The sequence below is a fragment of the Streptomyces sindenensis genome (assembly GCF_014649035.1).
Classification (GTDB): Bacteria; Actinomycetota; Actinomycetes; order Streptomycetales; family Streptomycetaceae; genus Streptomyces; species Streptomyces sindenensis.
Map to the genome: position 1 here is coordinate 16,000 of NZ_BMSG01000012.1, position 23,575 is coordinate 39,574.

The 23,575-nt window shown below is 70.9% G+C and carries 28 protein-coding genes; 20 read left to right on the top strand and 8 right to left on the bottom strand.

Annotation, left to right across the window (positions count from 1 at the left end):
• Positions 1-52: 52 nt before the first annotated feature.
• On the bottom strand, positions 53-694 hold the full coding sequence (locus IE145_RS15455) for a MerR family transcriptional regulator (protein ID WP_189525632.1): 642 nt from the start codon (positions 692-694) through the stop codon (positions 53-55).
• Positions 695-782: 88 nt separating this feature from the next.
• Here IE145_RS15455 and IE145_RS15460 point away from each other — a divergent pair, with 88 nt between their 5' ends.
• Entirely contained in the window at positions 783-1,289 is a 507-nt protein-coding gene (locus IE145_RS15460; RefSeq protein WP_189525633.1) for a DUF4188 domain-containing protein, read from the top strand.
• A gap of 98 nt (positions 1,290-1,387) precedes the next feature.
• Here IE145_RS15460 and ndgR read toward each other — a convergent pair whose 3' ends face one another.
• A complete protein-coding gene (gene ndgR / locus IE145_RS15465; RefSeq protein WP_006127859.1) occupies positions 1,388-2,104 on the bottom strand; it encodes an IclR family transcriptional regulator NdgR in 717 nt (238 codons plus the stop codon).
• A gap of 173 nt (positions 2,105-2,277) precedes the next feature.
• Between ndgR and leuC the strand changes: the two genes are divergently transcribed.
• The 4 genes from leuC to IE145_RS15485 all read left to right on the top strand — a co-directional run bounded on the left by leuC (position 2,278) and on the right by IE145_RS15485 (position 5,429).
• The gene (gene leuC, locus IE145_RS15470) at positions 2,278-3,705 is read left to right on the top strand and encodes a 3-isopropylmalate dehydratase large subunit (RefSeq protein ID WP_189525634.1); all 1,428 of its coding nucleotides are present in this window, start codon (positions 2,278-2,280) and stop codon (positions 3,703-3,705) included.
• A gap of 2 nt (positions 3,706-3,707) precedes the next feature.
• Positions 3,708-4,301 (top strand): 3-isopropylmalate dehydratase small subunit, encoded by a 594-nt coding sequence (gene leuD, locus IE145_RS15475; protein WP_189525635.1) that lies wholly within the window; start codon positions 3,708-3,710, stop codon positions 4,299-4,301.
• A gap of 104 nt (positions 4,302-4,405) precedes the next feature.
• A complete protein-coding gene (locus IE145_RS15480; protein WP_006127861.1) occupies positions 4,406-4,633 on the top strand; it encodes an SCO5555 family protein in 228 nt (75 codons plus the stop codon).
• Between the two features lie 142 nt (positions 4,634-4,775).
• Positions 4,776-5,429, top strand: coding sequence for an HU family DNA-binding protein (locus IE145_RS15485; protein WP_032770149.1), 654 nt, complete (start codon positions 4,776-4,778; stop codon positions 5,427-5,429).
• A 104-nt stretch (positions 5,430-5,533) separates the two neighbouring features.
• Here IE145_RS15485 and IE145_RS15490 read toward each other — a convergent pair whose 3' ends face one another.
• Both IE145_RS15490 and cofC read right to left on the bottom strand, forming a co-directional pair.
• The gene (locus tag IE145_RS15490; RefSeq protein WP_010062008.1) at positions 5,534-5,737 is read right to left on the bottom strand and encodes a hypothetical protein; all 204 of its coding nucleotides are present in this window, start codon (positions 5,735-5,737) and stop codon (positions 5,534-5,536) included.
• Positions 5,738-5,747: 10 nt separating this feature from the next.
• Positions 5,748-6,434 (bottom strand): 2-phospho-L-lactate guanylyltransferase, encoded by a 687-nt coding sequence (gene cofC / locus IE145_RS15495; protein WP_189525745.1) that lies wholly within the window; start codon positions 6,432-6,434, stop codon positions 5,748-5,750.
• Between the two features lie 147 nt (positions 6,435-6,581).
• Between cofC and IE145_RS15500 the strand changes: the two genes are divergently transcribed.
• Genes IE145_RS15500 through IE145_RS15510 form a run of 3 tightly spaced genes read left to right on the top strand, consistent with a single transcriptional unit; the run spans position 6,582 to position 9,551 of the window.
• A complete protein-coding gene (locus IE145_RS15500) occupies positions 6,582-7,334 on the top strand; it encodes a lysophospholipid acyltransferase family protein (RefSeq protein WP_189525636.1) in 753 nt (250 codons plus the stop codon).
• On the top strand, positions 7,331-8,341 hold the full coding sequence (locus tag IE145_RS15505; protein WP_189525637.1) for an NAD(P)H-dependent glycerol-3-phosphate dehydrogenase: 1,011 nt from the start codon (positions 7,331-7,333) through the stop codon (positions 8,339-8,341). Before IE145_RS15500 ends, IE145_RS15505 begins: the two co-directional genes overlap by 4 nt.
• Before the next feature lie 34 nt (positions 8,342-8,375).
• Positions 8,376-9,551, top strand: coding sequence for a D-alanine--D-alanine ligase family protein (locus IE145_RS15510; protein ID WP_189525638.1), 1,176 nt, complete (start codon positions 8,376-8,378; stop codon positions 9,549-9,551).
• Positions 9,552-9,569: 18 nt separating this feature from the next.
• Here the strand turns inward: IE145_RS15510 and IE145_RS15515 are convergent, their stop codons facing one another.
• Both IE145_RS15515 and IE145_RS15520 read right to left on the bottom strand, forming a co-directional pair.
• Entirely contained in the window at positions 9,570-10,058 is a 489-nt protein-coding gene (locus IE145_RS15515; RefSeq protein ID WP_189525639.1) for a DUF3515 domain-containing protein, read from the bottom strand.
• A 20-nt stretch (positions 10,059-10,078) separates the two neighbouring features.
• Positions 10,079-10,312, bottom strand: coding sequence for an Lrp/AsnC family transcriptional regulator (locus IE145_RS15520; protein WP_189525640.1), 234 nt, complete (start codon positions 10,310-10,312; stop codon positions 10,079-10,081).
• Positions 10,313-10,531: 219 nt separating this feature from the next.
• Here IE145_RS15520 and IE145_RS15525 point away from each other — a divergent pair, with 219 nt between their 5' ends.
• Positions 10,532-11,512, top strand: a complete 981-nt coding sequence (locus IE145_RS15525) for a thiamine-phosphate kinase (RefSeq protein ID WP_189525641.1) — start codon at positions 10,532-10,534, stop codon at positions 11,510-11,512.
• 179 nt (positions 11,513-11,691) lie between these two features.
• The gene (thiD, locus tag IE145_RS15530) at positions 11,692-12,501 is read left to right on the top strand and encodes a bifunctional hydroxymethylpyrimidine kinase/phosphomethylpyrimidine kinase (protein WP_189525642.1); all 810 of its coding nucleotides are present in this window, start codon (positions 11,692-11,694) and stop codon (positions 12,499-12,501) included.
• A gap of 134 nt (positions 12,502-12,635) precedes the next feature.
• On the opposite strand, the gene rpmB is transcribed toward thiD, so the two are convergent.
• Entirely contained in the window at positions 12,636-12,821 is a 186-nt protein-coding gene (gene rpmB / locus IE145_RS15535) for a 50S ribosomal protein L28 (protein ID WP_006127872.1), read from the bottom strand.
• Between the two features lie 256 nt (positions 12,822-13,077).
• Here rpmB and fakA point away from each other — a divergent pair, with 256 nt between their 5' ends.
• The 9 genes from fakA (at position 13,078) to mutM (ending at position 22,419) form a co-directional block, all read left to right on the top strand.
• A complete protein-coding gene (gene fakA, locus IE145_RS15540) occupies positions 13,078-14,820 on the top strand; it encodes a DAK2 domain-containing protein (RefSeq protein ID WP_189525643.1) in 1,743 nt (580 codons plus the stop codon).
• 55 nt (positions 14,821-14,875) lie between these two features.
• The gene (gene recG / locus IE145_RS15545) at positions 14,876-17,089 is read left to right on the top strand and encodes an ATP-dependent DNA helicase RecG (protein ID WP_189525644.1); all 2,214 of its coding nucleotides are present in this window, start codon (positions 14,876-14,878) and stop codon (positions 17,087-17,089) included.
• A gap of 136 nt (positions 17,090-17,225) precedes the next feature.
• On the top strand, positions 17,226-17,810 hold the full coding sequence (gene rsmD / locus IE145_RS15550) for a 16S rRNA (guanine(966)-N(2))-methyltransferase RsmD (protein WP_189525645.1): 585 nt from the start codon (positions 17,226-17,228) through the stop codon (positions 17,808-17,810).
• 26 nt (positions 17,811-17,836) lie between these two features.
• Positions 17,837-18,316 (top strand): pantetheine-phosphate adenylyltransferase, encoded by a 480-nt coding sequence (coaD, locus tag IE145_RS15555; RefSeq protein WP_007448181.1) that lies wholly within the window; start codon positions 17,837-17,839, stop codon positions 18,314-18,316.
• A 116-nt stretch (positions 18,317-18,432) separates the two neighbouring features.
• Complete coding sequence (locus tag IE145_RS15560; protein ID WP_189525646.1) at positions 18,433-19,557, top strand: F0F1 ATP synthase subunit B; 1,125 nt, start codon at positions 18,433-18,435, stop codon at positions 19,555-19,557.
• Positions 19,558-19,726: 169 nt separating this feature from the next.
• Positions 19,727-20,398, top strand: coding sequence for a YceD family protein (locus tag IE145_RS15565; protein WP_032789164.1), 672 nt, complete (start codon positions 19,727-19,729; stop codon positions 20,396-20,398).
• 2 nt (positions 20,399-20,400) lie between these two features.
• The gene (gene rpmF, locus IE145_RS15570) at positions 20,401-20,574 is read left to right on the top strand and encodes a 50S ribosomal protein L32 (protein WP_003965982.1); all 174 of its coding nucleotides are present in this window, start codon (positions 20,401-20,403) and stop codon (positions 20,572-20,574) included.
• A gap of 19 nt (positions 20,575-20,593) precedes the next feature.
• Positions 20,594-21,418 carry a ribonuclease III gene (rnc, locus tag IE145_RS15575; protein ID WP_006127880.1) on the top strand — a complete coding sequence of 275 codons (825 nt, stop codon included), beginning with the start codon at positions 20,594-20,596 and terminating at the stop codon, positions 21,416-21,418.
• Between the two features lie 140 nt (positions 21,419-21,558).
• On the top strand, positions 21,559-22,419 hold the full coding sequence (gene mutM / locus IE145_RS15580; RefSeq protein ID WP_189525647.1) for a bifunctional DNA-formamidopyrimidine glycosylase/DNA-(apurinic or apyrimidinic site) lyase: 861 nt from the start codon (positions 21,559-21,561) through the stop codon (positions 22,417-22,419).
• Here the strand turns inward: mutM and IE145_RS15585 are convergent.
• Positions 22,392-22,811: a winged helix-turn-helix transcriptional regulator gene (locus IE145_RS15585; protein ID WP_189525648.1), complete on the bottom strand. Its 420-nt coding sequence runs from the start codon at positions 22,809-22,811 to the stop codon at positions 22,392-22,394. The two genes, mutM and IE145_RS15585, sit on opposite strands and share 28 nt — an antisense overlap.
• Positions 22,812-22,968: 157 nt before the next feature.
• Between IE145_RS15585 and IE145_RS15590 the strand changes: the two genes are divergently transcribed.
• Positions 22,969-23,304, top strand: a complete 336-nt coding sequence (locus tag IE145_RS15590) for an alpha-amylase inhibitor (RefSeq protein WP_189525649.1) — start codon at positions 22,969-22,971, stop codon at positions 23,302-23,304.
• Positions 23,305-23,575: the final 271 nt, after the last annotated feature.

Genomic DNA, 23,575 nt, shown 5'->3' on the forward strand with positions numbered 1-23,575 from the left:
AACAGAGCAGTACGGAAAGGCCCTTCACCTCAATGAAGGGCCTTCTTCGTTGTCACAAGCCGTACCGGCGGGCCGACTCCTCGCTCTGCGCCAGCCGCCGCAGGGACATCAGCAGCGGCTCGTACAGCACCGCCGACGCGACGGCCTTCTCGACCTGCTCGGCCTCCGAGTCGTACGTCTCCATCTCGTCCAGATCGTGCACCGCGGCCTGCTCCATGATCCGGGCCTGCCGGGTCAAGTAGCCGATGTCACACGGATATCCGAGCCGTACGAGCGTGGCCACGGACGCGACCAGCGACCGGTGGACCGGGGAGAGGTCGCCCAGCTCCAGGACGGTCGACCACCCCAACTCCGTGAGCAGCTCGGTCACATGGGCGCGGGCGAGGGCGGTCTCCGGGGCGTCCTCGTCCGGTGACGGACCGTGCGGCAGGGCCCACAGCGCCGCCCCCAGACGGATCGTGCGGCCCAGCGACTCGTCGTCGACATGGGTGAGCACCTCGCGGGCCGTCGCCACCGGGAGCCGCCCCACCTGGATCAGCGCCCGGACCAGCCGGAGCCGCCGCAGATGGCCCTCGTCGTACTCCGCCTGCGTCGCGCTCACCCGCAGCCCGGCCGGCAGCAGCCCCTCCCGCAGGTAGTACTTGATCGTCGCCGTGGAGACACCGCTCCGCTCACTGAGTTCCGAGAGTCGCATCCGCCGCACCTTCCCTTGCGCCCCGCCTTGGGCAGTGACACTATCCCACCATTGGATAGCGCCACTCTCCAACGAATCGGGGTACGACATGTTCGCGAAACCGATACCGGGCCGGATGACGGCGGCGGCCGAGGGCGACGCCGTCGTCCTGCTGATCGGGATGCGCATCAACCACTTCCGGGGCGTGCACCACTGGCTGCCGGTCCTCGCGGCGATGCTGCGGATGCTGCGGGAGCTGGGCAGGAACAAGGACCGGGGGCTGCTCGGCTGCACGCTGCTCACCGGCTCGCCCCGCACGTACCACGTCGTCCAGTACTGGGAGTCGAAGGAGAAGCTGTACGCCTACGCGGCGGCTCCCGACATGTTCCACCGCAAGGCCTGGGCGATCGTCAATCGCAAGGAGAAGAAGTCCCGGCAGCACGTGGGGTTGTGGCACGAGACCTACGTGGTGCCCGAGGGCGGCTACGAGTGCATCTACGCCGACATGCCGGCCTCCGGTCTGGCCGCGGCCACCGGGGTGCTGCCGATCGCCGCGCGGGGCCGCCGGGGTGCGGACCGGCTCGCTCACCGGTCCTCCGCGCGGCGGTCCGGCTGAAAGAAGGCTGCGGGTAAGGAACCGGGTGAAGAAGAGGGCCGCCACGACGCTGGAGCGGCCTGCTGGAGAGGGGAGGGGGAGTGCGGTGGCGGGCGGGGTCAGCCGCTGCGGCGCAGGGCCTCGGTCAGCCGTGCCGCCGAGTCGATGACCGCCTGGGCGTGCATCCGGCCCGGGTGGCGGGTCAGCCGCTCGATGGGCCCGGAGATCGAGACCGCGGCGACCACCCGGTTCGACGGGCCGCGCACCGGGGCCGAGACCGAGGCGACGCCCGGCTCCCGCTCGCCGATGGACTGGGCCCAGCCCCGCCGCCGTACGCCGGAGAGCGCCGTCGCCGTGAACCGGGCCCCCTGGAGGCCCCGGTGCAGGCGCTCCGGCTCCTCCCAGGCCATCAGGATCTGGGCGGAGGAGCCCGCCTTCATCGTGAGCGTGGAGCCGACCGGCACCGTGTCCCGGAGTCCGGACAGCCGTTCCGCCGCCGCCACGCAGATGCGCATGTCGCCCTGCCGGCGGTAGAGCTGCGCGCTCTCGCCGGTGATGTCGCGCAGGTGGGTGAGCACCGGTCCGGCCGTGGCCAGCAGGCGGTCCTCGCCCGCCGCGGCTGCCAGTTCCGACAGCCGGGGGCCGAGAATGAACCGGCCCTGCATATCCCTCGCCACCATCCGGTGGTGTTCCAGTGCCACGGCCAGTCGATGGGCCGTGGGCCGTGCGAGCCCGGTCGCCGCGACCAGCCCGGCGAGGGTGGCCGGACCGGACTCCAGGGCGCTCAATACCAGAGCTGCCTTGTCGAGAACGCCGACGCCGCTAGAGTTGTCCATACGACGATACTCCCGTCTCACTCTGTGAAACGCAAGTTCAATTTCCGGCGGAAGTTGCGAACCTGTGGGGGCGGCCGCACAACGGCTCGTAGCCACCGCCCCGCACGGGGGTCCGGACGGAGGCGCACCGATCTCTAGTTGGGCCGGCGAAGACGCCGGCCGGAGGGAAAGCGATGGGTAGGACACTCGCGGAGAAGGTCTGGGACGACCATGTCGTCCGGCGCGCGGAGGGCGAGCCCGACCTCCTCTTCATCGATCTGCACCTGCTGCACGAGGTGACCAGCCCGCAGGCCTTCGACGGACTGCGGCAGGCCGGACGTCCGGTGCGGCGCCTCGACCTCACCATCGCCACCGAGGACCACAACACCCCGACCCTCGACATCGACAAGCCGATCGCCGACCCCGTCTCGCGCGCCCAGCTGGAGACGCTGCGCAAGAACTGCGCGGAGTTCGGCGTCCGGCTGCACCCGCTGGGCGACGTCGAGCAGGGCGTCGTGCACGTGGTCGGCCCGCAGCTGGGGCTGACCCAGCCCGGCACCACCGTGGTCTGCGGCGACTCCCACACCTCCACGCACGGCGCGTTCGGGGCGCTGGCGTTCGGCATCGGCACCAGCCAGGTCGAGCACGTCCTGGCCACGCAGACACTGCCGATGGCCCGCCCGAAGACCATGGCCATCACGGTCGAGGGCGAACTGCCCGACGAGGTCACCGCGAAGGACCTGATCCTGGCGATCATCGCCCGGATCGGCACCGGCGGCGGTCAGGGCTACATCCTCGAATACCGCGGCTCCGCCATCGAGAAGCTCTCGATGGAGGCCCGGATGACCATCTGCAACATGTCGATCGAGGCCGGCGCCCGCGCGGGCATGATCGCCCCCGACGCCACCACCTTCGACTACCTCAAGGGCCGCGACCACGCCCCCGAGGGTGAGGAGTGGGACGCCGCCGTCGCGTACTGGAAGACCCTGCGCACGGACGACGACGCGGTGTTCGACGCCGAGGTCGTCATCGACGCCGCCGAACTCGCCCCGTTCGTCACCTGGGGCACCAACCCCGGCCAGGGCGCGCCGCTGTCGGCGAGCGTCCCCGACCCGGCTTCGTACGAGGACGCCTCGGAGCGCCACGCCGCCGAAAAGGCCCTGGAGTACATGGGGTTGACCGCCGGACAGCCACTGCGCGAGATCAACGTCGACACCGTCTTCGTAGGTTCGTGCACCAACGGCCGCATCGAGGACCTGCGCAACGCCGCCGCGATCCTGGACGGCCGCAAAGTCGCCGACGGCGTACGCATGCTGGTCGTCCCCGGCTCGGTGCGGGTCGCCCTCCAGGCCGTTTCCGAGGGCCTGGACAAGGTCTTCACCGAGGCCGGCGCCGAATGGCGGCACGCCGGCTGCTCGATGTGCCTCGGCATGAACCCCGACCAGCTGGCCCCCGGCGAGCGCTCCGCCTCCACCTCGAACCGCAACTTCGAGGGCAGGCAGGGCAAGGGCGGCCGCACCCACCTGGTCTCGCCCCAGGTCGCCGCCGCCACCGCGGTGCTGGGCCATCTGGCCTCGCCCGCCGACCTGTCCGACGCCCGTACCCCCGCCGGAGTCCGATAGCCATGGAAGCCTTCACCACGCACACCGGCCGGGTCGTCCCGCTGCGCCGCAGCAACGTCGACACCGACCAGATCATCCCCGCCCACTGGCTGAAGAAGGTCACCCGCGACGGGTTCGAGGACGGCCTCTTCGAAGCCTGGCGCAAGGACGAGAACTTCGTCCTCAACCGCCCCGAGCGCCAGGGCGCCTCCGTCCTGGTCGCCGGCCCCGACTTCGGTACCGGCTCCTCCCGCGAACACGCGGTCTGGGCCCTGCAGAACTACGGCTTCAAGACGGTCATCTCCTCCCGCTTCGCCGACATCTTCCGGGGCAACTCGCTGAAGAACGGCCTGCTCACGGTGGTTCTGGAGCAGAAGGTCGTCGACGCCCTCTGGGAGCTGACGGAGGCCGACCCGACCGCCGAGGTGACCGTCGACCTGGAGGCCCGGCAGGTCCGCGCCGAGGGCGTCACCGCCGGCTTCGAGCTGGATGAGAACGCCCGCTGGCGGCTGCTGAACGGCCTCGACGACATCAGCCTCACCCTTCAGAACGAAGCGGACATCGCCGCGTACGAGGCGTCCAGGCCCACCTTCAAGCCGCGTACCATTGCCGCCTGAGCAGCGCTTTTCCAGGACTGCGCCCCCTGCCTCCCGGCAGGGGGCGCAGTCGCTTGTTGAGACCCCGTCGGGCGACAACTCGCCCCAGATGGCACAATCGGTGCATGGAACGCGACAGCCAACTCAAGCTCTATGGCCAAGTCGCCGACCAACTGAAGGAAGCGCACGCGAAGGTGCGTGCACTGCAAGTCCCGGAGGGCGTACGGATGGCGCTGACCCGGAAGCTGTTGGTCGTCACGGCCGCGGCGAAGCACGATCTCCCGGACGCGGCAAGGCGTCTGGACCGGTTGATGAAGGACCTCGATGAGGGCCGATTCCCCGAAGGTGACTGACACGTGGAACTGCGCATCGGTCGACTTCGTTGCGGCACTAGGGTGATTAGCCCGTTTCGTGTTTGATTTGCGGTATATATCTGCCTAACGTGCGAAAAAGCTTGAACACTTTCGTTCTGGCAATGTCTCCGAAGGGGAAGACGTGAACAAGGCGCAGCTCGTAGAAGCGATTGCCGACAAGGTCGGCGGCCGTCAGCAGGCCGCGGACGCCGTCGACGCGGTGCTCGACGCGATCGTCCGTGCCGTTGTCGCCGGGGACCGTGTCTCGGTCACCGGCTTCGGTTCGTTCGAGAAGGTCGACCGCCCCGCCCGGTACGCCCGCAACCCGCAGACGGGTGAGCGCGTCCGGGTCAAGAAGACCTCGGTGCCCCGCTTCCGCGCGGGCCAGGGGTTCAAGGACCTGGTGAGCGGCTCGAAGAAGCTCCCCAAGAACGACGTGGCCGTCAAGAAGGCCCCCAAGGGCAGCCTCTCGGGCGGATCTTCCGCCGCCCGTACGACGGTGAAGGCCGCCGCCGCCAAGAAGTCGGCCGCCAAGAAGGCCACCGCGAAGAAGGCGACCGCCAAGAAGACGACGGCGGCGAAGACCACCGCCGCGAAGAAGACCACGGCCAAGAAGACGACCGCGACGGCGAAGAAGACGTCCGCGGCCGCGAAGAAGGCCACCCCGGCCAAGAAGGCCACGGCCACCGCCAAGAAGACCGCGCCCGCCAAGAAGGCCACGGCGAAGAAGGCGCCCGCGAAGAAGACCACGGCGCGCAAGACCACGGCCAAGAAGGCCACCGCACGCAAGAAGTGAGCCCCGGGCATCCGCCCGCCTCTCACAACGCGCCGGGCCGGGCTCCCCCACTGGGGGAGCCCGGCCCGCGGGCTGTCCGGACCCGTCCGGCCGGTGAACCCCTACTAGAACGTCTGCAACGTCACCAGGGTGATCCGCAGGGCCGCCCCCTCGCCCTCACCCTCGATGCGCACCCGCTGCCCCGGGCGCAACAGCAGCAGACCGCCCGCGTCGAAGGCCGCGGCGTCGAACTCCACCGGGGTGCCGTCGTCCAGCAGCACACTGCCGCCACGGGTCTCGGGGTCGTACGTGTACGAGGTCGCCTGCATGGGGCGCAGCCTATCGGTCACGGGCGAAGGCGGGCACGGCCGCGAGCCGCGCCGTGTGCGGCCCCACCCCCAGGGCCAGGGCGACCCGCAGGTCCTCGCCCGTGTCCACGTCCCGGCGCACCGAGTCGACACCGGACAGCGCTATTTCCACCGCCCCCGACGCCCGATGCCGTGACCCGGACGGACCCCCGAAAGCCGGACGGAATTCCGCACCGCTCGCCGCGGCCAGAAATGTCGTCCCGATTCCCGCCGCGTCCCGGAGAAAAGAGCTGGGAAAAGCGGAGGAGAAATCGAGCACCCGCGCCAATTCATCGGTGCGCAGCGCCGGCAGGTCCGCGTTGAGCGCGGCCACCGCGGCGGCGGGCCGCAGGGCCCGCACCGAGCGCGCGCCGTGGGCCAGCGCCGCGTTGAGCCCGGCCCCCGGGGCGTCCGGCACGATCCGTGCCCCGAGCGCCCCCAGGGCCGCCGCGGCCACGGCGTCGTCCGTGACGACCACCACATCCCGCACCCGGGAACAGGCCAGTGCCGCGGCCACCGTGTCCTGGGCGAACGCCAGGGCCAGCAGGGGCCGGGCATCCTCGCCCGCCGCCCGCCCTAGGCGGCTCTTGGCCCGGGCGAGCGGCTTCAGCGGAACGACCAGGGACCAGGGCCCGGCCGGATCGGTGTTCGTGGCGATCTCCCCCTCCGTACGCGTCAGGACCTATTCTCGCCTGCCGGTACGACAACCCGGAGGTCCACCGCCGGACGTGAGGCGTACGGTGTTCTCGACAGAGCAGGGCCCTGGGGCGAGACTTGACCGTCAGTAGCCGGGCCGCAGGTTGACATCCTTAAGGAAGGTATCCACGTGTCCCGCCGCAGAATCGGCTTCTGGTACCGCCTGGCGGCGGTCATCGCCAAGCCGCCACTGGTGGTTCTGTTCAAGCGCGACTGGCGGGGGATGGAGCACGTTCCGGCCGACGGCGGATTCATCAGCGCCGTCAACCACAACTCCTATCTGGACCCGCTCTCCTACGGTCATTTCCAGTACAACACCGGGCGGGTGCCCCGGTTCCTGGCGAAGGCCGGCCTCTTCCGCACCCCGTTCGTCGGGATGATGCTGCGCGGCACCGGACAGATCCCCGTCTACCGCGAGACCACCAACGCCCTGGACGCCTTCCGGGCCGCCGTGGAGGCCATCGAGCGCGGCGAGTGCGTCGCCTTCTACCCCGAGGGCACCCTCACCCGGGACCCCGACATGTGGCCGATGGCCGGGAAGACCGGGGCCGCCCGGGTCGCCCTGATGACCAAGGCACCCGTCATCCCGGTCGCCCAGTGGGGCGCGAACGAGGTGATGCCGCCCTACGCCAAGGAGAACAAGCTCCGGTTGTTCCCCCGCAAGACGCTGCGGGTGCAGGCCGGACCGCCCGTCGACCTCAGCCGCTTCCACGGTCTGGAGCCGACGCCCGAGGTGCTGCGCGAGGCGACCGAGGCCATCATGGCGGCGGTCACCCGCCAGCTGGAGGACCTGCGCGGCGAGAAGGCGCCCGCCGAGCTCTACGATCACCGCAAAGCCCGTGCTGAACAACGGCGCAAGGCCCAGGGAAAGGGACCCACGTGACGCACCCCGTAAAAGCGGCCGTCTTCGGAACCGGCTCATGGGGTACGGCCTTCGCCGTGATCCTCGCCGACGCGGGCTGCGACGTCACTCTCTGGGGCCGTCGCGCCGAGGTCGCCGAGGCCATCAACACCACGCACACCAACCCGGACTACCTCCCGGGCATCGCGCTCCCCGACACCATCCGCGCCACCACCGACGCCGCCGAGGCCCTGCGCGGCGCGGAGTTCGCCTTCCTCGTCGTGCCCTCCCAGACGCTGCGCGCCAACCTCGCCGACTGGGCCCCGCACCTGGGGCCGGACACCGTCCTGGTCTCCCTGATGAAGGGCGTCGAACTGGGCACCGCCGAGCTGATGAGCGAGGTCATCGCCGACGTCACCAAGGTCTCCGCCGACCGCATCGCCGTCGTCTCGGGCCCCAACCTGGCCAAGGAGATCGCGGAGCGCCGCCCCGCCGCGGCCGTCGTCGCCTGCTCCGACGAGTCCGTCGCCCAGCGCCTCCAGGCCGCCTGCCACACCGCCTACTTCCGGCCGTACACCAACACCGACGTGGTCGGCTGCGAGCTCGGCGGCGCCGTGAAGAACGTCATCGGCCTCGCCGTCGGCATCGCGGACGGCATGGGACTCGGCGACAACACCAAGGGCTCCCTCATCACCCGGGGCCTCGCCGAGACCACCCGGCTGGGCCTGGCCATGGGCGCGGACCCGTTGACGTTCTCCGGCCTCGCCGGCCTCGGCGACCTGGTGGCCACCTGCTCCTCGCCGCTCTCGCGGAACCACACCTTCGGCACCAACCTCGGCCGCGGCATGACGCTCCAGGAGACGATCGCCGTCACCAAGCAGACCGCCGAGGGCGTCAAGTCCTGCGAATCGGTCCTCGACCTGGCCCGCAGGCACGGGGTCGACATGCCCATCACCGAGACCGTCGTCTCGATCGTCCACGAGGGCAAGTCCCCGGTCGTCGCCGTCAAGGAGCTGATGTCGCGGAGCGCCAAGGCCGAGCGACGCTGACGCCGCTCTTACCAGCAGGTACGCTCATCGCGATATGAGCAGCGAGAACCTCCCCCAGAGCCCTGAGCGCGCCGAGAGCCCTGAGCAGCAGCGCCGCAAGCCGCGTGTGGCCGTCGTGTTCGGCGGCCGCAGCTCCGAACACGGCATCTCGGTCGTCACGGCCGGCGCCGTCATGAAGGCCATCGACCGGACGAAGTACGACGTCCTGCCGATCGGCATCACGGCGGACGGCCGCTGGGCGCTCACCGCCGACGAGCCCGAACGCATGGCCATCACCGACCGCAAGGTCCCCGACGTGGACCTGCTCACCGGGGCCGCCGAGGGCAGCGTCGTGCTCTCCGTGGACCCGGGCAGCCGCGAGGTCGTCTACACCGAGCCCGGCGCGGTGCCCAAGGCGCTGGGCGAGGTCGACGTCGTCTTCCCCGTGCTGCACGGCCCGTACGGCGAGGACGGCACCCTCCAGGGCCTTCTCGAACTCTCCGGTGTGCCCTACGTCGGCGCGGGCGTCCTCGCCTCCGCCGTCGGCCAGGACAAGGAGTACATGAAGCGCGTCTTCATCTCCTACGGGCTGCCCGTCGGACCCTACGAGGTCGTCCGGCCCCGCGAGTGGGACAACGACCCCGCCGCCGCCCGCAAGCGGATCGTGGACTTCGCCGGCGAGCACGGCTGGCCGCTGTTCATCAAGCCCGCCCGCGGCGGCTCCTCGATGGGCATCACCAAGGTCGACGACCTCGCCGGCCTCGACGCGGCGATCGAGGAGGCCCGCCGCCACGACCCGAAGTTCCTCGTCGAGGCGCTGCTGCGCGGCCGGGAGATCGAGTGCGGGGTGCTGGAGTTCGAGGACGGCCCGCGCGCCAGTGTGCCCGCCGAGATCCCGCCGGTCACCGCGCACGACTTCTACGACTTCGAGGCCAAGTACATCGACTCGGCCACGGGTCTCGTGCCGGCGCCGCTCACCGAGGAGCAGACCGCCGAGGTGCAGCGGCTCGCCGTCGCCGCCTTCGACGCGGTCTCCTGCGAGGGCCTGGTGCGCGCCGACTTCTTCCTCACCGAGGACGGCTCCTTCGTCATCAACGAGATCAACACCCTGCCGGGATTCACCCCGATCTCCATGTACCCGCGCATGTGGCAGGAGAGCGGCGTGAGCTATCCGGAACTGGTCGACCGGCTGATCCAGGCCGCGTTGACCCGCTCCACCGGACTGCGCTGACGACGCCGGGGACGGGACTCAGAATTTCCCGGGAACCGTCTTCGAGACGGGACCGGCGAACGAGGCCAGCGGCGTGATGTCGTGGGCGTACGTCGAATCCAGCGTGACCTCGACGTACGCCTTGCGGTACGTGGTGGTGAACCGCGGACCGGAGCCCTCGGGCTCCTCCAGCATCCACTGCACCCCGTCCGCCTCGACGCCCTCGGACTGCGGGTCGTCCATCTTCGCGGGCCGGGGGACCCCGCAGCGCAGTACGATCGCCCCGTCCCCCCAGCCGGCGGTCAGCTCCGAATCCGGGGAGGGATCACTGCGTTCCAGTTCGAGGATCGTCTCCGGCAGTTCCTCGTGCAGGGCCTCGCAGTACGCGGCGGCCTCCGCGGACGGTGTGGGAACCGGGACCGACGGCTGGGCGTCGCTGAGAGAACAGCCCGCCGCGGCCAGCACGAGCACGGCAGCGGACGGACCGAGGAATATCGAGCGGGGGGAACGGCGGGCGGATGACGTCACCGGCCCAGCCTAGACGGGGGTCAGAGGTGGACAACCGGGCAGGTCAGCGTCCGTGTGATGCCGTCCACCTGCTGCACCTTGGCGACCACCATGCGGCCGAGCTCGTCGACCGTCTCTGCCTGGGCCCGCACGATCACGTCGTACGGACCGGTGACGTCCTCTGCCTGGATGACTCCCGGAATCTTGGAGATGGTCTCGGCGACGATCGACGCCTTGCCCACCTCGGTCTGGATGAGGATGTACGCCTGTACCACGGAACCTCCAGGGCGGCCACGAGGATCATGTGGGGGAAAGGGACGCCACGTTATCGCGTTGCCGCGGGCCGCGGGGAGACCTACGGGCCGGATGCCGCCCACAGCGTGGCGTACAGGGCGCAGAAGTTGACGTATCTCTTGACGGTACCGACAGCACAGACGGCTCGCGACCGGGGGCCCGGACGGGTGTCCGGGGCGATAAAGGAGAGGTGAGACTCGGTGAAGGGAACCGTGGGCGAGTTGGGGGAGTTCGGGCTCATCAGAGAGCTCACGTCCCGGCTCACCACCACTCCGGCGGTACGGCTGGGGCCCGGCGACGACGCCGCGGTCGTGGCCGCCCCCGACCGCAGGGTCGTGGCCAGTACGGACATCCTGCTGGAAGGGCGGCACTTCCGCCGTGACTGGTCGACGGCGTACGACGTCGGCCGCAAGGCAGCCGCCCAGAACCTCGCCGACATCGCGGCGATGGGCGCGGTGCCCACCGCGCTGCTCCTCGGCCTCGTCGTCCCCGCCGACCTCCCCGTCACCTGGGCCGCCGAACTGATGGACGGCCTGCGCGACGAATGCCAGGTGGCGGGCGCGGCCGTGGTCGGCGGCGACGTGGTGGGCGGCGACACGATCACCGTCTCCATCACCGCACTCGGCGACCTGCGCAACCACGAACCGGTCACCCGCGCCGGCGCACGCCCCGGCGACGTTGTCGCGGTCACCGGCTGGCTCGGCTGGTCGGCGGCCGGTTACGCGGTGCTCTCCCGGGGCTTCCGCTCGCCCCGCGCCTTCGTCGAGGCCCACCGCCGCCCCGAGCCGCCGTACCACGCGGGCCCCGCAGCGGCCGGACTCGGCGCCACCGCGATGACCGACGTCAGCGACGGCCTCGTCGCCGACCTCGGGCACATCGCGGAGGCCAGCAAGTGCCGGATCGACCTGCGCTCCGGGCTCATCGACATCCCCTCGCAGATGTCCGACATCGGCCAGGCCGTCGGCGTCGACCCGCTCCAGTGGGTGCTGACCGGGGGAGAGGACCACGCGATCGTGGCGACCTTCCCGCCCGACGCGAAGCTCCCCGCCCGCTGGAAGGTGATCGGCGAGGTCCTCAACCCCTCCGCCCTGCCCCAGGTCACCGTCGACGGCGCCCCCTGGACCAGCAAGGGCGGCTGGGACCACTTCGGCTCCATCGAGGACACCCAGCCGCGCGGCTGACCACTAGGGCCTTTCGTTTGGATCAGGTCGGATCAGGGAGCGGGGTCCGGTGCGTGCAGGTGCAAGGCGGAGGATTGAGGCAACGCGGAGCGTTGGTGATTGACGACAACGCCGCAGATGCGCGTGCCGGACCCCGCGAGCCCGACACGATCCAAACGAAAGGCCCTAGATTGCTGCGTATGCCCCTACGTACCGCTGTACCGCCCCGCGTGCTCACCGTCGCCGGATCCGACTCCGGCGGCGGTGCGGGGATCCAGGCCGACCTCAAGACGATGCTCGCCCTCGGCGTGCACGGCATGAGCGTGCTCACCGCAGTCACCGCACAGAACTCCCTCGGCGTCCAGGGCGCGTGGGAGCTTCCGGTGGACGCCGTACGCGCCCAGTACCGCAGCGTCGTCGACGACATCGGCGTCCAGGCCGTGAAGACCGGCATGCTCGCCTCCGCCGCCCTCGTGGAGACCGTCGCCGAACTCCTCGCCGGAACCGACGCCCCCGTCGTCGTCGACCCGGTCGGCGTCTCCAAGCACGGGGACGCGCTGCTCGCCGCCGAGGCCCTCGACTCCGTACGGACGAAGCTGCTGCCCGTCGCCACCGTCGCCACCCCGAACCTCGACGAGGTGGCCCAGCTCACCGGCGTCCGGGTCACCGACGAGAGCGGGATGCGCCGGGCCGCCGAGGAGGTCCTCGGCTTCGGGCCGCGCTGGGTCGTGATCAAGGGCGGCCATCTGCCCGGGGAGGCGGTGGACCTGCTCACCGACGGGAGCGCGGAACACTGGCTGCGCGCCCCCCGCCACGACAACCGCCACACCCACGGCACCGGCTGCACGCTGGCCTCCGCCATCGCCTCCGGGCTCGCGCTGGGGATGGACGTACCCACGGCCGTCCAGGGCGCGAAGACGTACGTCACCGGCGCGATCGAGGCCGGGTTCCCGCTCGGCGACGGTATCGGCCCGGTCGACCACGGCTGGCTGACCCGCCCGGCCGACTGACGACGGGCCTCCGGGCGCACCGGCCCCGGAGCACACGGGCCCCGGGCGCACCGGCCCCGAGCACAGCAAAAAGCCGGTCCACCGAGGTGGACCGGCTTTTTGGGCAACCGGAAGGCTGCGCTACGACGGGGACGTCAGCGCGCGACCTTGCCGGCCTTGATGCACGAGGTGCAGACGTTGAGCCGCTTCGGCGTCCGACCGACCACGGCACGCACGCGCTGGATGTTGGGATTCCAGCGACGAGACGTACGGCGGTGCGAGAACGAAACGCTGTTGCCGAAGCTCGGCCCCTTGCCGCAAACGTCGCAGTTGGCAGCCACGGGTCACTCCAAAGACTTCAGATGCACTTACAGTGAATTCCGGCGCGCCGGAATCAGTTGGACTGAAGTGGCGGTACCGGGGGAATGTCCCGACTCTCATCGGGCAACCGGAGCAGCATACAACGCCTGCTTCGGAGATACGAAACTACCACGGCTCGGCCGCCCGCCCTCCCGCCCCCTGTCCCTGCCGGGACCCCCGAGGGCGGGCTAACCTGCGGTGCAGCCCGTTGCCACGGCCGCTCAAGGAGGACCATCGGTGCCGCAGCCCCCCGACGACCTGGACGCCGTCGCGGTACGCACGTGGTGCTCACTGGCCCTGGAGGCACTGGGCCGGGAGCGCGCGGAGATCGACGCGATCAACGTCTATCCCATCGCCGACGGGGACACCGGCACCAACCTCTACCTGACCGTCGAGTCCGCGGCGGCCGCCGTCGAAGCGGTCTTCGCCGCCCACGAGACCGGCACCACGAAGCCCGCCACCGCCGACGCCGTACGCGCCATGGCGCACGGCGCCCTGATCGGCGCCCGCGGGAACTCCGGCACGATCCTGGCCCAGCTGCTGCGCGGTATGGCCGGGGTGCTGGCCGACGGCGGCGACGCCGCTCACCTGCGCCTCGCCCTCACGAGCGCCGCCGACGCGGCCCGCCAGGCCGTCGCCCACCCCGTCGAGGGCACCGTGCTCACCGTCGCCGCCGAGGCCGCCGATGCCGCCCGGGGCGAGGACCCCGACCTGCGCACCGTGGTCACCGCCGCCTACGAGGGGGCGCGGGCCGCCCTCGCGCGCACCCCCGAGCAGCTGGCCGTCCTCGGCCGGGCGGGCGTGGTCGACGCCGGGGGCCGGGGCCTGGTGGCGGTGCTGGGCGCGCTGGTGGAGACGGTGACCGGACAGGCTCCCGCGCGAGGACCCCGTACCGCTTCCGGGAACGCCGCGCAGGCGCCCGTGACCGTGGACGGGGGATCCGTCGTGGGACTGCCGGTGGGCGGCACCCCGGTGGAGGGCGTCACGGAGGCCGCCGGGGAGGGGGGCCCTCCCGCGGGCGCTCCGGTGGACGGGCCGCTCGACTGCCCCGAGGACGGCGGCGCCGGCCCCGCGTTCGAGGTGATCTACCTCCTGGAGGCCCGCGACGAGCAGGTGGCCCGGCTGCGCACCCGGCTCGACGCGCTCGGCGACTCCCTGGTCGTCGTCGGCGGCGACGGGCTCTGGCACGTCCACGTCCATGTCGACGACGCCGGGGCGGCCGTCGAGGCGGGCGTCGAGGCCGGGCGGCCGTACCGGATCCGGATCACCCACTTCGCCACCGAGAGCGGCCACGACGTCCGCGTCCAGGCCGAACCCGCCCAGCGCGCCGTCGTCGTCGTGGTCCCCGGCGACGGCCTGGCCGGGCTCTGCACCGAGGCCGGCGCCACCACCGTGATCGCCCGCCCCGGTGAACCGCCCGCCAGCGGCGAACTGGTCGACGCCATCCGGCGGGCCCACGCCCGCGAGGTGGTCCTGCTGCCCAACGACGCGGCCCTGCGCCACACCGCGGCCGCCGCCGCCGAACAGGCCAGGACCGAGGGGGTCCGGGTCGCCCTCGTCCCCACCCGCGCCGCCGTCCAGGGCATCGCCGCGCTCGCCGTCCACGAGCCCGGCCGCGGCTTCGACGAGGACGTGGTCGCCATGACCGCCGCCGCCGGGGCCACCCGCTACGCCGAACTGGCCGTCGCCGAGCGCCAGTCGTGGACCATGGCGGGCATCTGCCAGGCCGGGGACATCCTCGGGCTGATCGACGGCGACGTCGCCGTGATCGGCGCCGACGTCCCGGGCACCGCCCGCACCGTGCTCGACCGGATGCTGGCGGCGGGCGGCGAACTCGTCACCCTCGTCCTCGGCGAGGACGTCCCGGACACGCTCGCGGACGCCCTGGAGGAACACGTACGGGAGGGACACCTCGCCGTGGACACGGTGGTCTACCGGGGCGGCCACCAGCGCGCACCGCTGCTGATCGGCGTCGAGTAGCCGTCGGAGTGGTGTCGTCGTGCCCGGCGGACAGCTGTCAGTGCCGTGGTGTGCAATGGATCGCGTGTCCTCGTTCGATGAACCCCTGAAGAAGCTGCTCGGCGGAGCCACCGCGAAGGTGATGGCCGAACACCTCGACCTGCACACGGTCGGTGATCTGCTGCACCACTACCCGCGGCGGTACGAGGAGCGCGGCAAGCTGACCGCGCTGGCCGACCTCCCGCTGGACGAGCACGTCACGGTTGTCGCCCAGGTCGCCGACGCCCGGATCCTGACGTTCAACAACGGCCGGGGAAAGCGCCTGGAGGTCACCCTCACCGACGGCAGCGGCCGCCTCCAGCTGGTCTTCTTCGGCCACGGCGTCCACAAGCCGCACAAGGAGCTGCTGCCGGGCCGTCAGGCGATGTTCGCGGGCAAGGTCTCCGTCTTCAACCGCCGGATGCAGCTGGCCCACCCCACGTACCAACTGCTCGACGTCTCCGACGCCGACGAGGCCACCGAGGCCGTGGACGCCTTCGCCGGACGGCTGCTGCCGATCTACCCCGCGTGCAAGCAGCTCGACTCCTGGCGGATCGCCAAGGCCGTGGACGCCGTCCTGCCCAGCGCGCAGGACGCGGTGGACCCGCTGCCCGCCTCCCTGCGCGAGGGGCGCGGCTTCACCCCGCTGCCCGAGGCGCTGCTCAAGGTGCACCGGCCGCAGACCAAAGCGGACATCGAGGACGCCAAGGCCCGCCTCAAATGGGACGAGGCGTTCGTCCTCCAGGTCGCCCTGGCCCGCCGCCGGTACGCCGACACCCAGCTGCCCGCCGTCGCCCGCCGCCCCGTCGCGGACGGCCTGCTGGACGCCTTCGACGCCAAGCTGCCCTTCACCCTCACCGAGGGACAGGAGAAGGTCAGCAAGGAGATCTTCGACGACCTCGCCACCGAGCACCCCATGCACCGGCTCCTCCAGGGCGAGGTGGGTTCGGGCAAGACGATGGTGGCGCTGCGCGCGATGCTCACCGTGGTCGACGCGGGCGGCCAGGCCGCGATGCTCGCCCCCACCGAGGTCCTCGCCCAGCAGCACCACCGCTCGATCACCGAGATGATGGGCGAGCTGGCCGAGGGCGGCATGCTGGGCGGCTCGGAGCAGGGCACCAAGGTCGTCCTGCTCACCGGCTCCATGGGCACGGCCGCCCGCCGTCAGGCCCTGCTCGACCTGGTCACCGGCGAGGCCGGGATCGTCATCGGCACCCACGCCCTCATCGAGGACAAGGTCCAGTTCCACGATCTCGGCCTGGTCGTCGTCGACGAACAGCACCGCTTCGGCGTCGAACAGCGCGACGCACTGCGCTCCAAGGGGAAGCAGCCGCCCCACCTGCTCGTCATGACCGCCACACCCATTCCCCGTACCGTCGCGATGACGGTCTTCGGCGACCTGGAGACCTCCGTCCTGGACCAGCTCCCGGCCGGACGCTCCCCGATCGCCAGCCATGTCGTCCCCGCCAAGGACAAGCCGCACTTCCTCGCCCGCGCCTGGGAACGCGTCCGCGAGGAGGTGGAGAACGGCCACCAGGCGTATGTGGTCTGCCCCCGCATCGGCGACGACGCGGAGGAGGCCGAGGGGAAGAAGGGCAAGGCGAAGAAGAAGACCGCCGAGGAGGACGGCGACAAACGCCCACCGCTCGCCGTCCTGGAGATCGCCGACGAGCTGCGCAGGGGCGCGCTGGCCGGGCTGACCGTCGAGGTGCTGCACGGCCGTATGCACCCCGACGAGAAGGACGACGTCATGCGCCGGTTCGCCGCCGGGGACGTCGACGTCCTGGTCGCGACCACCGTCATCGAGGTCGGCGTCAACGTCCCCAACGCCACCGCCATGGTGATCATGGACGCCGACCGCTTCGGCGTCTCCCAGCTCCACCAGCTCCGCGGCCGCGTCGGCCGGGGCTCCGCCCCCGGACTCTGCCTGCTGGTCAGCGAGGCCCACGAGGCGAGCCCCGCCCGCGCCCGCCTCTCCGCCGTCGCCGCCACCCTCGACGGCTTCGAGCTCTCCCGGATCGACCTGGAGCAGCGCCGCGAGGGCGATGTGCTGGGCCAGGCCCAGTCCGGGGTGCGCTCCTCGCTGCGGATGCTCACCGTCATCGACGACGAGGAGGTCATCGCCGCCGCCCGCGAGGAGGCCGTGGCGATCGTCGCCGCCGACCCGGAGCTGGAACACCTGCCGGAGCTGCGCACGGTGCTGGCCGCCCTGCTGGACAAGGAGCGCGAGGAGTATCTCGACAAGGGGTGAGCCCGGGGGCCGCCCTGCCGGGTGCACGGGCCCCGGGGCCGTCCTGCCGGTGCGGGCCGTACGCCATATCGTGGACGCACGGCCCGCGCTCACCGCAGGCCCCCGGCACGCCCCCGACCCCGAGGACCTCACACCCATGACCCGCGTGATCGCCGGCTCGGCCGGCGGACGCCGCCTGGCCGTCCCGCCCGGCACCGGCACCCGCCCCACCTCCGACCGTGCGCGCGAGGGACTCTTCTCCACCTGGCAGGCGCTCCTCGGCACCCTGGAGGGGACCCGGGTCGCCGATCTGTACGCCGGATCCGGCGCCGTCGGCCTCGAAGCGCTCTCCCGCGGCGCGGTCCACGCCCTGCTCGTGGAGGCCGACCCCAAGGCCGTCCGCACCGTCCGCGACAACGTCCGCACCCTCGGCCTCCCGGGCGCCGACGTCCGTACCGGCAAAGCCGAACAGATCGTGACAGGACCGGCGCCCGCCGACCCGTACGACATCGTCTTCCTCGATCCGCCGTACGCCGTCACCGACGACGATCTTCGCGAGATCCTGCTCACACTCCGTGCTCAGGGGTGGCTCGCGGAGGATGCGCTCGTCACCGTGGAACGCAGCACCCGGGGCGGAGAATTCGGCTGGCCCGCCGGATTCGAGCCACTGCGGTCCCGTCGCTACGGCGAGGGAACGCTTTGGTACGGTCGCGCCGCCGCTACGTGCGAAGACGCACGATGACCGGACCGGAGAGCGAGGGAATCACAGTGCGCCGCGCCGTCTGTCCGGGGTCGTTCGACCCCATCACCAACGGACATCTCGACATCATCGGACGAGCCTCCAAGCTGTACGACGTGGTGCACGTGGCGGTGATGATCAACCAGTCCAAGAAGGGGCTGTTCACCGTCGACGAGCGGATCGAGCTGATCCGCGAGGTCACCGCCGACTTCGGCAACGTCGAGGTGGAGTCCTTCCACGGCCTGCTGGTGGACTTCTGCAAGCAGCGGGAGATCCCGGCGATCGTGAAGGGCCTGCGAGCCGTCAGCGACTTCGACTACGAGCTGCAGATGGCCCAGATGAACAACGGCCTCTCCGGCGTCGAGACGCTCTTCGTGCCGACTAACCCGACGTACAGCTTCCTGTCGTCCTCGCTGGTCAAGGAGGTGGCGACCTGGGGCGGCGATGTCTCCCACCTGCTGCCGCCCACCGTCCACGAGGCGCTCGTGAAGCGGCTCGGCGAACGCTGAGGCGCTGACGGGCCGTCACCAGGTGTCGGGCGGCGGCCGACTGGCCTTACAGTCGTCCCGTCCGTCTCCAACGGAGCAGCAGCTTCAACAGAGCAGCAGAGAGTGGCGAGCACACGGTGGACGTGCAGAAGAAGCTCGACGAGATCGTCGAAGCGGTCGGGAGCGCCCGATCCATGCCCATGTCGGCCTCGTGCGTGGTCAACCGCGCCGAGCTGCTCGCCATGCTCGAAGAGGTGCGCCAGGCCCTGCCCGGCTCTCTCGCCCAGGCACAGGAGCTGATCGGCGGCCAGGAGCAGTTCGCCGAGCAGGCCCGCCAGGAGGCCGAGCGGATCATCGAGTCGGCCCACGCCCAGCGCGCCTCGCTGATCTCCGAGACCGAGATCGCCCGGCAGTCGCAGAGCGAGGCCGACCGGATCCTCTCCGAGGCCCGCCGGGAGGCCGAGGAGGTCCGGGCCGAGGCCGACGACTACGTCGACAGCAAGCTCGCCAACTTCGAGGTCGTCCTCACCAAGACCATCGGCTCCGTGGACCGGGGCCGCGAGAAGCTCCTCGGCCGCGGTCAGGGCCTGGACGAGCAGGGTTACGAGGACCCCGACTTCACCGAGGCCCCCGAGCGCAGCGCCGATCCCGAGACGCTGAAGCAGCGGGCCGACGCGTACGTGGACGCCAAGTTCGGCGCCTTCGAGGCCGTCCTCGCCAAGACCCTGGAGGCGGTCGGCCGCGGCCGGCAGAAGCTGCACGGCCGGGTCGCCACCGACGACCTCGGCGCGCACATCGCCGCCCAGGACGCCGCGGCCGGCCAGGGCCACACCAGCGACGCCGACTACCTGGCCGGTCTCGCCGAGCTGGCCGCCCCCGAACCGCAGCAGGCGCCCCAGCAGCCCGCCTACCCGGCGCAGCCGTCGGCCGAGCCGAGCTACGCGCAGGCGGCGTACGGCTACCAGGAGCAGCCGGTCCAGCAGGGCGTGCAGGACGCGTACGGCTACCAGCAGCCCGACCCGTACGCGGCGTACCCGCAGCAGGGCGGCTACGACCCCAACGGCTACCCGCCCCAGCCGACCGGCCAGCCCGACTACGGATGGCAGCAGCAGCCTCAGCAGCACGAGCAGGGGCACGAGCAGGGACACGGGCAAGGCCAGGCGCCCGGCGGGCAGGGCGGCGGCGCGCTGGACGAGACCAGCCTCTTCGACACCAGCATGATCGACCTGGAGCAGCTGCGCCGGTACGAACAGGGCCGCTGACCCCGGCGGTGCTGCGCGGGGCTGCCCCGATTGGGTGCTGAGCGGTCCGTCCAGTATCCTGAATCCTCGGTCGCACATAGGTCCGCGATTCCGGCTGCCCGCTTCGTCCACGAACCGGGGCCATTTGACTCCGGACCGTAGACGGCCCCTCCTTCGCAGGACGACACCCATGATTTCGAAAGCAGGAAAAGCCCTGAACGGCCACCTCGACCACCGCAACCCTCTCGTGTTCGATACGCACGAGCTGGGCCGGCGTCCCGGTGCCATGAAGCGGCTGTCCCGCTCGGTGGAAGCACCCGGTTCACCGGTCCTGGGCATCGACGGCGTCATCGGCGTGCCGGAAGGCGCACCCGTGGAGCTGGACCTCCGCCTCGAATCGGTCATGGAAGGGGTGCTTGTCACAGGCACCGCCCGTGCCACCGCCGAGGGGGAGTGCGTAAGGTGTCTGGAGCCGCTGACCGTAGAGGTCGACGCGGACTTCCAGGAAATGTTCTCGTACCCTGACGCCGATGACCGGGGCCGCAGCAGTGCGGCGGAACCGGCCGACGACGCCGAGGACGACGAGGACAGGTTCTTTCTCGAGGACGGCTTGTTCGACCTCGAACCCATGCTGCGTGACGCGGTAGTGCTCGCACTGCCCATGCAGCCGGTGTGCTCGGAGGACTGCGCCGGTCTGTGTTCCGAATGCGGAATCAGGCTGGACGAGAATCCTGGCCACCACCACGACGCCGTCGACATCCGTTGGGCGGCACTGCAAGGACTCGCCGAGACCGTTCAGGACGGCGAGAAGGACAACATGGGCGGCGCCGAACCGGGCGTCGACGAGAAGCAGGAGAAGTAGCCGTGGCTGTTCCGAAGCGGAAGATGTCGCGCAGCAACACGCGCCACCGCCGGTCGCAGTGGAAGGCTGCGGTCCCCACCCTGGTTTCGTGCGAGCGTTGCCAGGAGCCCAAGCTCCAGCACATTGCGTGCCCGAGCTGCGGCACCTACAACAAGCGCCAGGTCCTCGAGGTCTGAGCGGCTGGTGAGAGGCCCGATGTCTGAGTTGTCCAACGCCAAGAAGCAGGCAGACAACGTCAACACAGCCTCGTCCCACACGCTTCTGGAAGGGCGGCTCGGGTATCACCTCGAGTCCGCCCTTCTGGTGCGTGCGCTGACCCACCGTTCGTACGCGTACGAGAACGGCGGCCTGCCCACCAACGAGCGGCTCGAATTCCTCGGGGATTCGGTGCTCGGCCTGGTGGTCACGGACACGCTGTACCGCACCCACCCCGACCTGCCCGAAGGCCAGCTGGCCAAGTTGCGGGCCGCGGTGGTCAACTCGCGTGCGCTGGCGGAAGTGGGCCGCGGCCTCGAACTCGGCTCCTTCATCCGGCTCGGCCGCGGTGAAGAGGGCACGGGGGGCCGGGACAAGGCTTCCATCCTCGCCGACACACTGGAAGCAGTGATCGGCGCGGTCTATCTCGACCAGGGCCTCAGCGCGGCCTCGGAGCTGGTTCACCGGCTCTTCGACCCGCTGATCGACAGGTCCTCGAACCTCGGCGCCGGCCTGGACTGGAAGACCAGCCTCCAGGAGCTCACCGCGAGCGAGAGCCTCGGAGTCCCCGAGTACCTCGTCACGGAGACCGGCCCGGATCACGAGAAGACCTTCACTGCTGCCGCTCGCGTCGGTGGTGTCTCGTACGGCACCGGCACCGGCCGTAGCAAGAAGGAAGCGGAGCAGCAGGCGGCCGAGTCCGCCTGGCGCGAGATCAGCGCCGCCGCAGAGGCGCGGCAGGCCGCGGAGAAGTCCGCGGCCGACGGAGGGGCCGCCGACACCCCTGCCGACCCGTCGCCGAACACGGACGCCGCTCCGGCCTGAAGCTGTACGAGAACCCCTCGGTGCCCTGCGCACCGGGGGGTTTTCCCTGTCCAGGGGCGGCTCCGGCGGTCACCGCGGTCTCCGTGTCCGCCCGCCCCGCCCCCCCCGTACTACCGTCGATGTGTCTGGAGTGGTGCACCGTGCCCGAGCTGCCCGAGGTCGAAGTCGTCCGCAGGGGACTTGAGCGCTGGGTCAGCGGGCGCACCGTCACCGAGGTCGAGGTGCTGCACCCGCGCTCGGTCCGCCGGCACCTCGCGGGCGGCGTCGACTTCGCCGCCCGGCTGCGCGGGGCCCGCCTGGGAGCGGCGATGCGGCGCGGCAAGTACCTCTGGGTGCCGATCGAGGAGGCCTCCGCCTCGCTGCTGGGCCACCTCGGGATGAGCGGACAGCTGCTGGTGCAGCCCGCGGACGCGCCCGACGAGAAGCACCTGCGGATCCGGATGCGGTTCGACGACGCGCTCGGCACCGAACTGCGCTTCGTCGACCAGCGCACCTTCGGCGGACTCTCGCTGCACGCCAACACCCCCGACGGACTGCCCGACACCATCGCGCACATCGCCCGGGACCCCCTCGACCCGCTCTTCGACGACGCCGCGTTCCACACCGCGCTGCGGCTGCGCCGCACCACCGTCAAGCGCGCCCTGCTCGACCAGTCGCTGATCAGCGGCGTCGGCAACATCTACGCGGACGAGGCGCTCTGGCGGGCCAAGCTGCACTACGACCGGCCGACCGCGACCCTGATCCGTCCCAAGTCCGCCGAACTGCTCGGCCACGCCCGCGACGTCATGAACGCGGCCCTCGCCCAGGGCGGCACCAGCTTCGACAGCCTGTACGTCAACGTGAACGGCGAGTCCGGCTACTTCGACCGGTCGCTCGACGCGTACGGCCGGGAGGGCGAGCCCTGCAACCGGTGCTCCACCCCGATGCGCCGCCGCGCCTGGATGAACCGCTCCAGCTACTACTGCCCGCGCTGTCAGCGGCCGCCGCGCGCCTCGTCGTAGCGCGTCCGGGCGGCCAGGACCTCGTCCATCCGCCCCTCGACGCAGTGAATGAGCCCGAGGAGCTTCTCCGCGACCTCGCGCCCGAACGGGGTGAGCTCGTAGTCCACCCGGGGCGGGTTCACCGGCTGGGCCTCCCGCAGGACGATCCCGTCCCGCTCCAGGGCGTGCAGGGTCTGGGAGAGCATCTTCTCGCTGACCCCGTCGACCCGGCGGCGCAGCTCGTTGAACCGGAGGCTCTCCTCGTACAGCGCGCCGATCGTCAGACCGCCCCAGCGCCCGGTGACGTGCTCCAGCGTCGAGCGCGAGGGACAGGCGCGGGAGAAGACGTCGAAGGCGAGGCCGTCGAAGCTGTCCGTCTCTGTGCCTGTGTCTGTATGTGCATCGCTGGCCATACCAAAAGCTTACTCCCGCGCAGTGCTCACCCCGAGGGAGCGCTGTACGGGAGCAAGGGGGCGGCCCCGCCCGCCGTGCGAGAAAAGGTTTTCGATGTGGCCTTCTCCGGCACGGGGTTGCTTCGTTGACTGGTGCCTTCCGATAGGGAGGCATGACATGGTGTTGGCAAAGATCAAGCGAAAGGCCGCAGTGGCCACGGCGGTTGCCGTGAGCGGTATGACGCTGGCGGCGATTTCCCCGTCCCCGGCGTCCGCCGCAGCAGCCTCTGTGCCGAGCTGCGTCACAACAATCGTGATGCCCGAGGTGTTCGGCTCCATGGGCGTCGCGATCACCAACAACTGCGAGAGCGTACAGCGGGTGAAGCCGACCTTCCAGTCGGTGATCGAGTCGTCGCAGATCCGGTGTGACACCCTGCAGCCGGGTCAGGAAGTGACCCAGTGGGTCAGGCCGGCCGCCCCGTTCAACAAGTTCCTGGGCCTGGTCAGCTGCTGAGCGGCTTCAGACGCAGTCGCCCCCGTGCTCCGCGCGCCGCGCGGAGCATGGGGGCGAGCGTGCTCTCCGGGGTCAGAAGCCGAAGAAGTGACGGGCCAAGTCAGTGACCTGCGGCCATGTAGTCGATCAACGCTGCGACCTGCGACATAGCTGTCGGTGGTTGTCAGCGTTGGTCGCCATTGAGCAACCCCTGACGGCCCTGAGACGGCCCGTGGTACGAGGCCCCGCGCGCGTGTGTGCCTGACGAGATGACTGGGAAGGGGCTACTGAC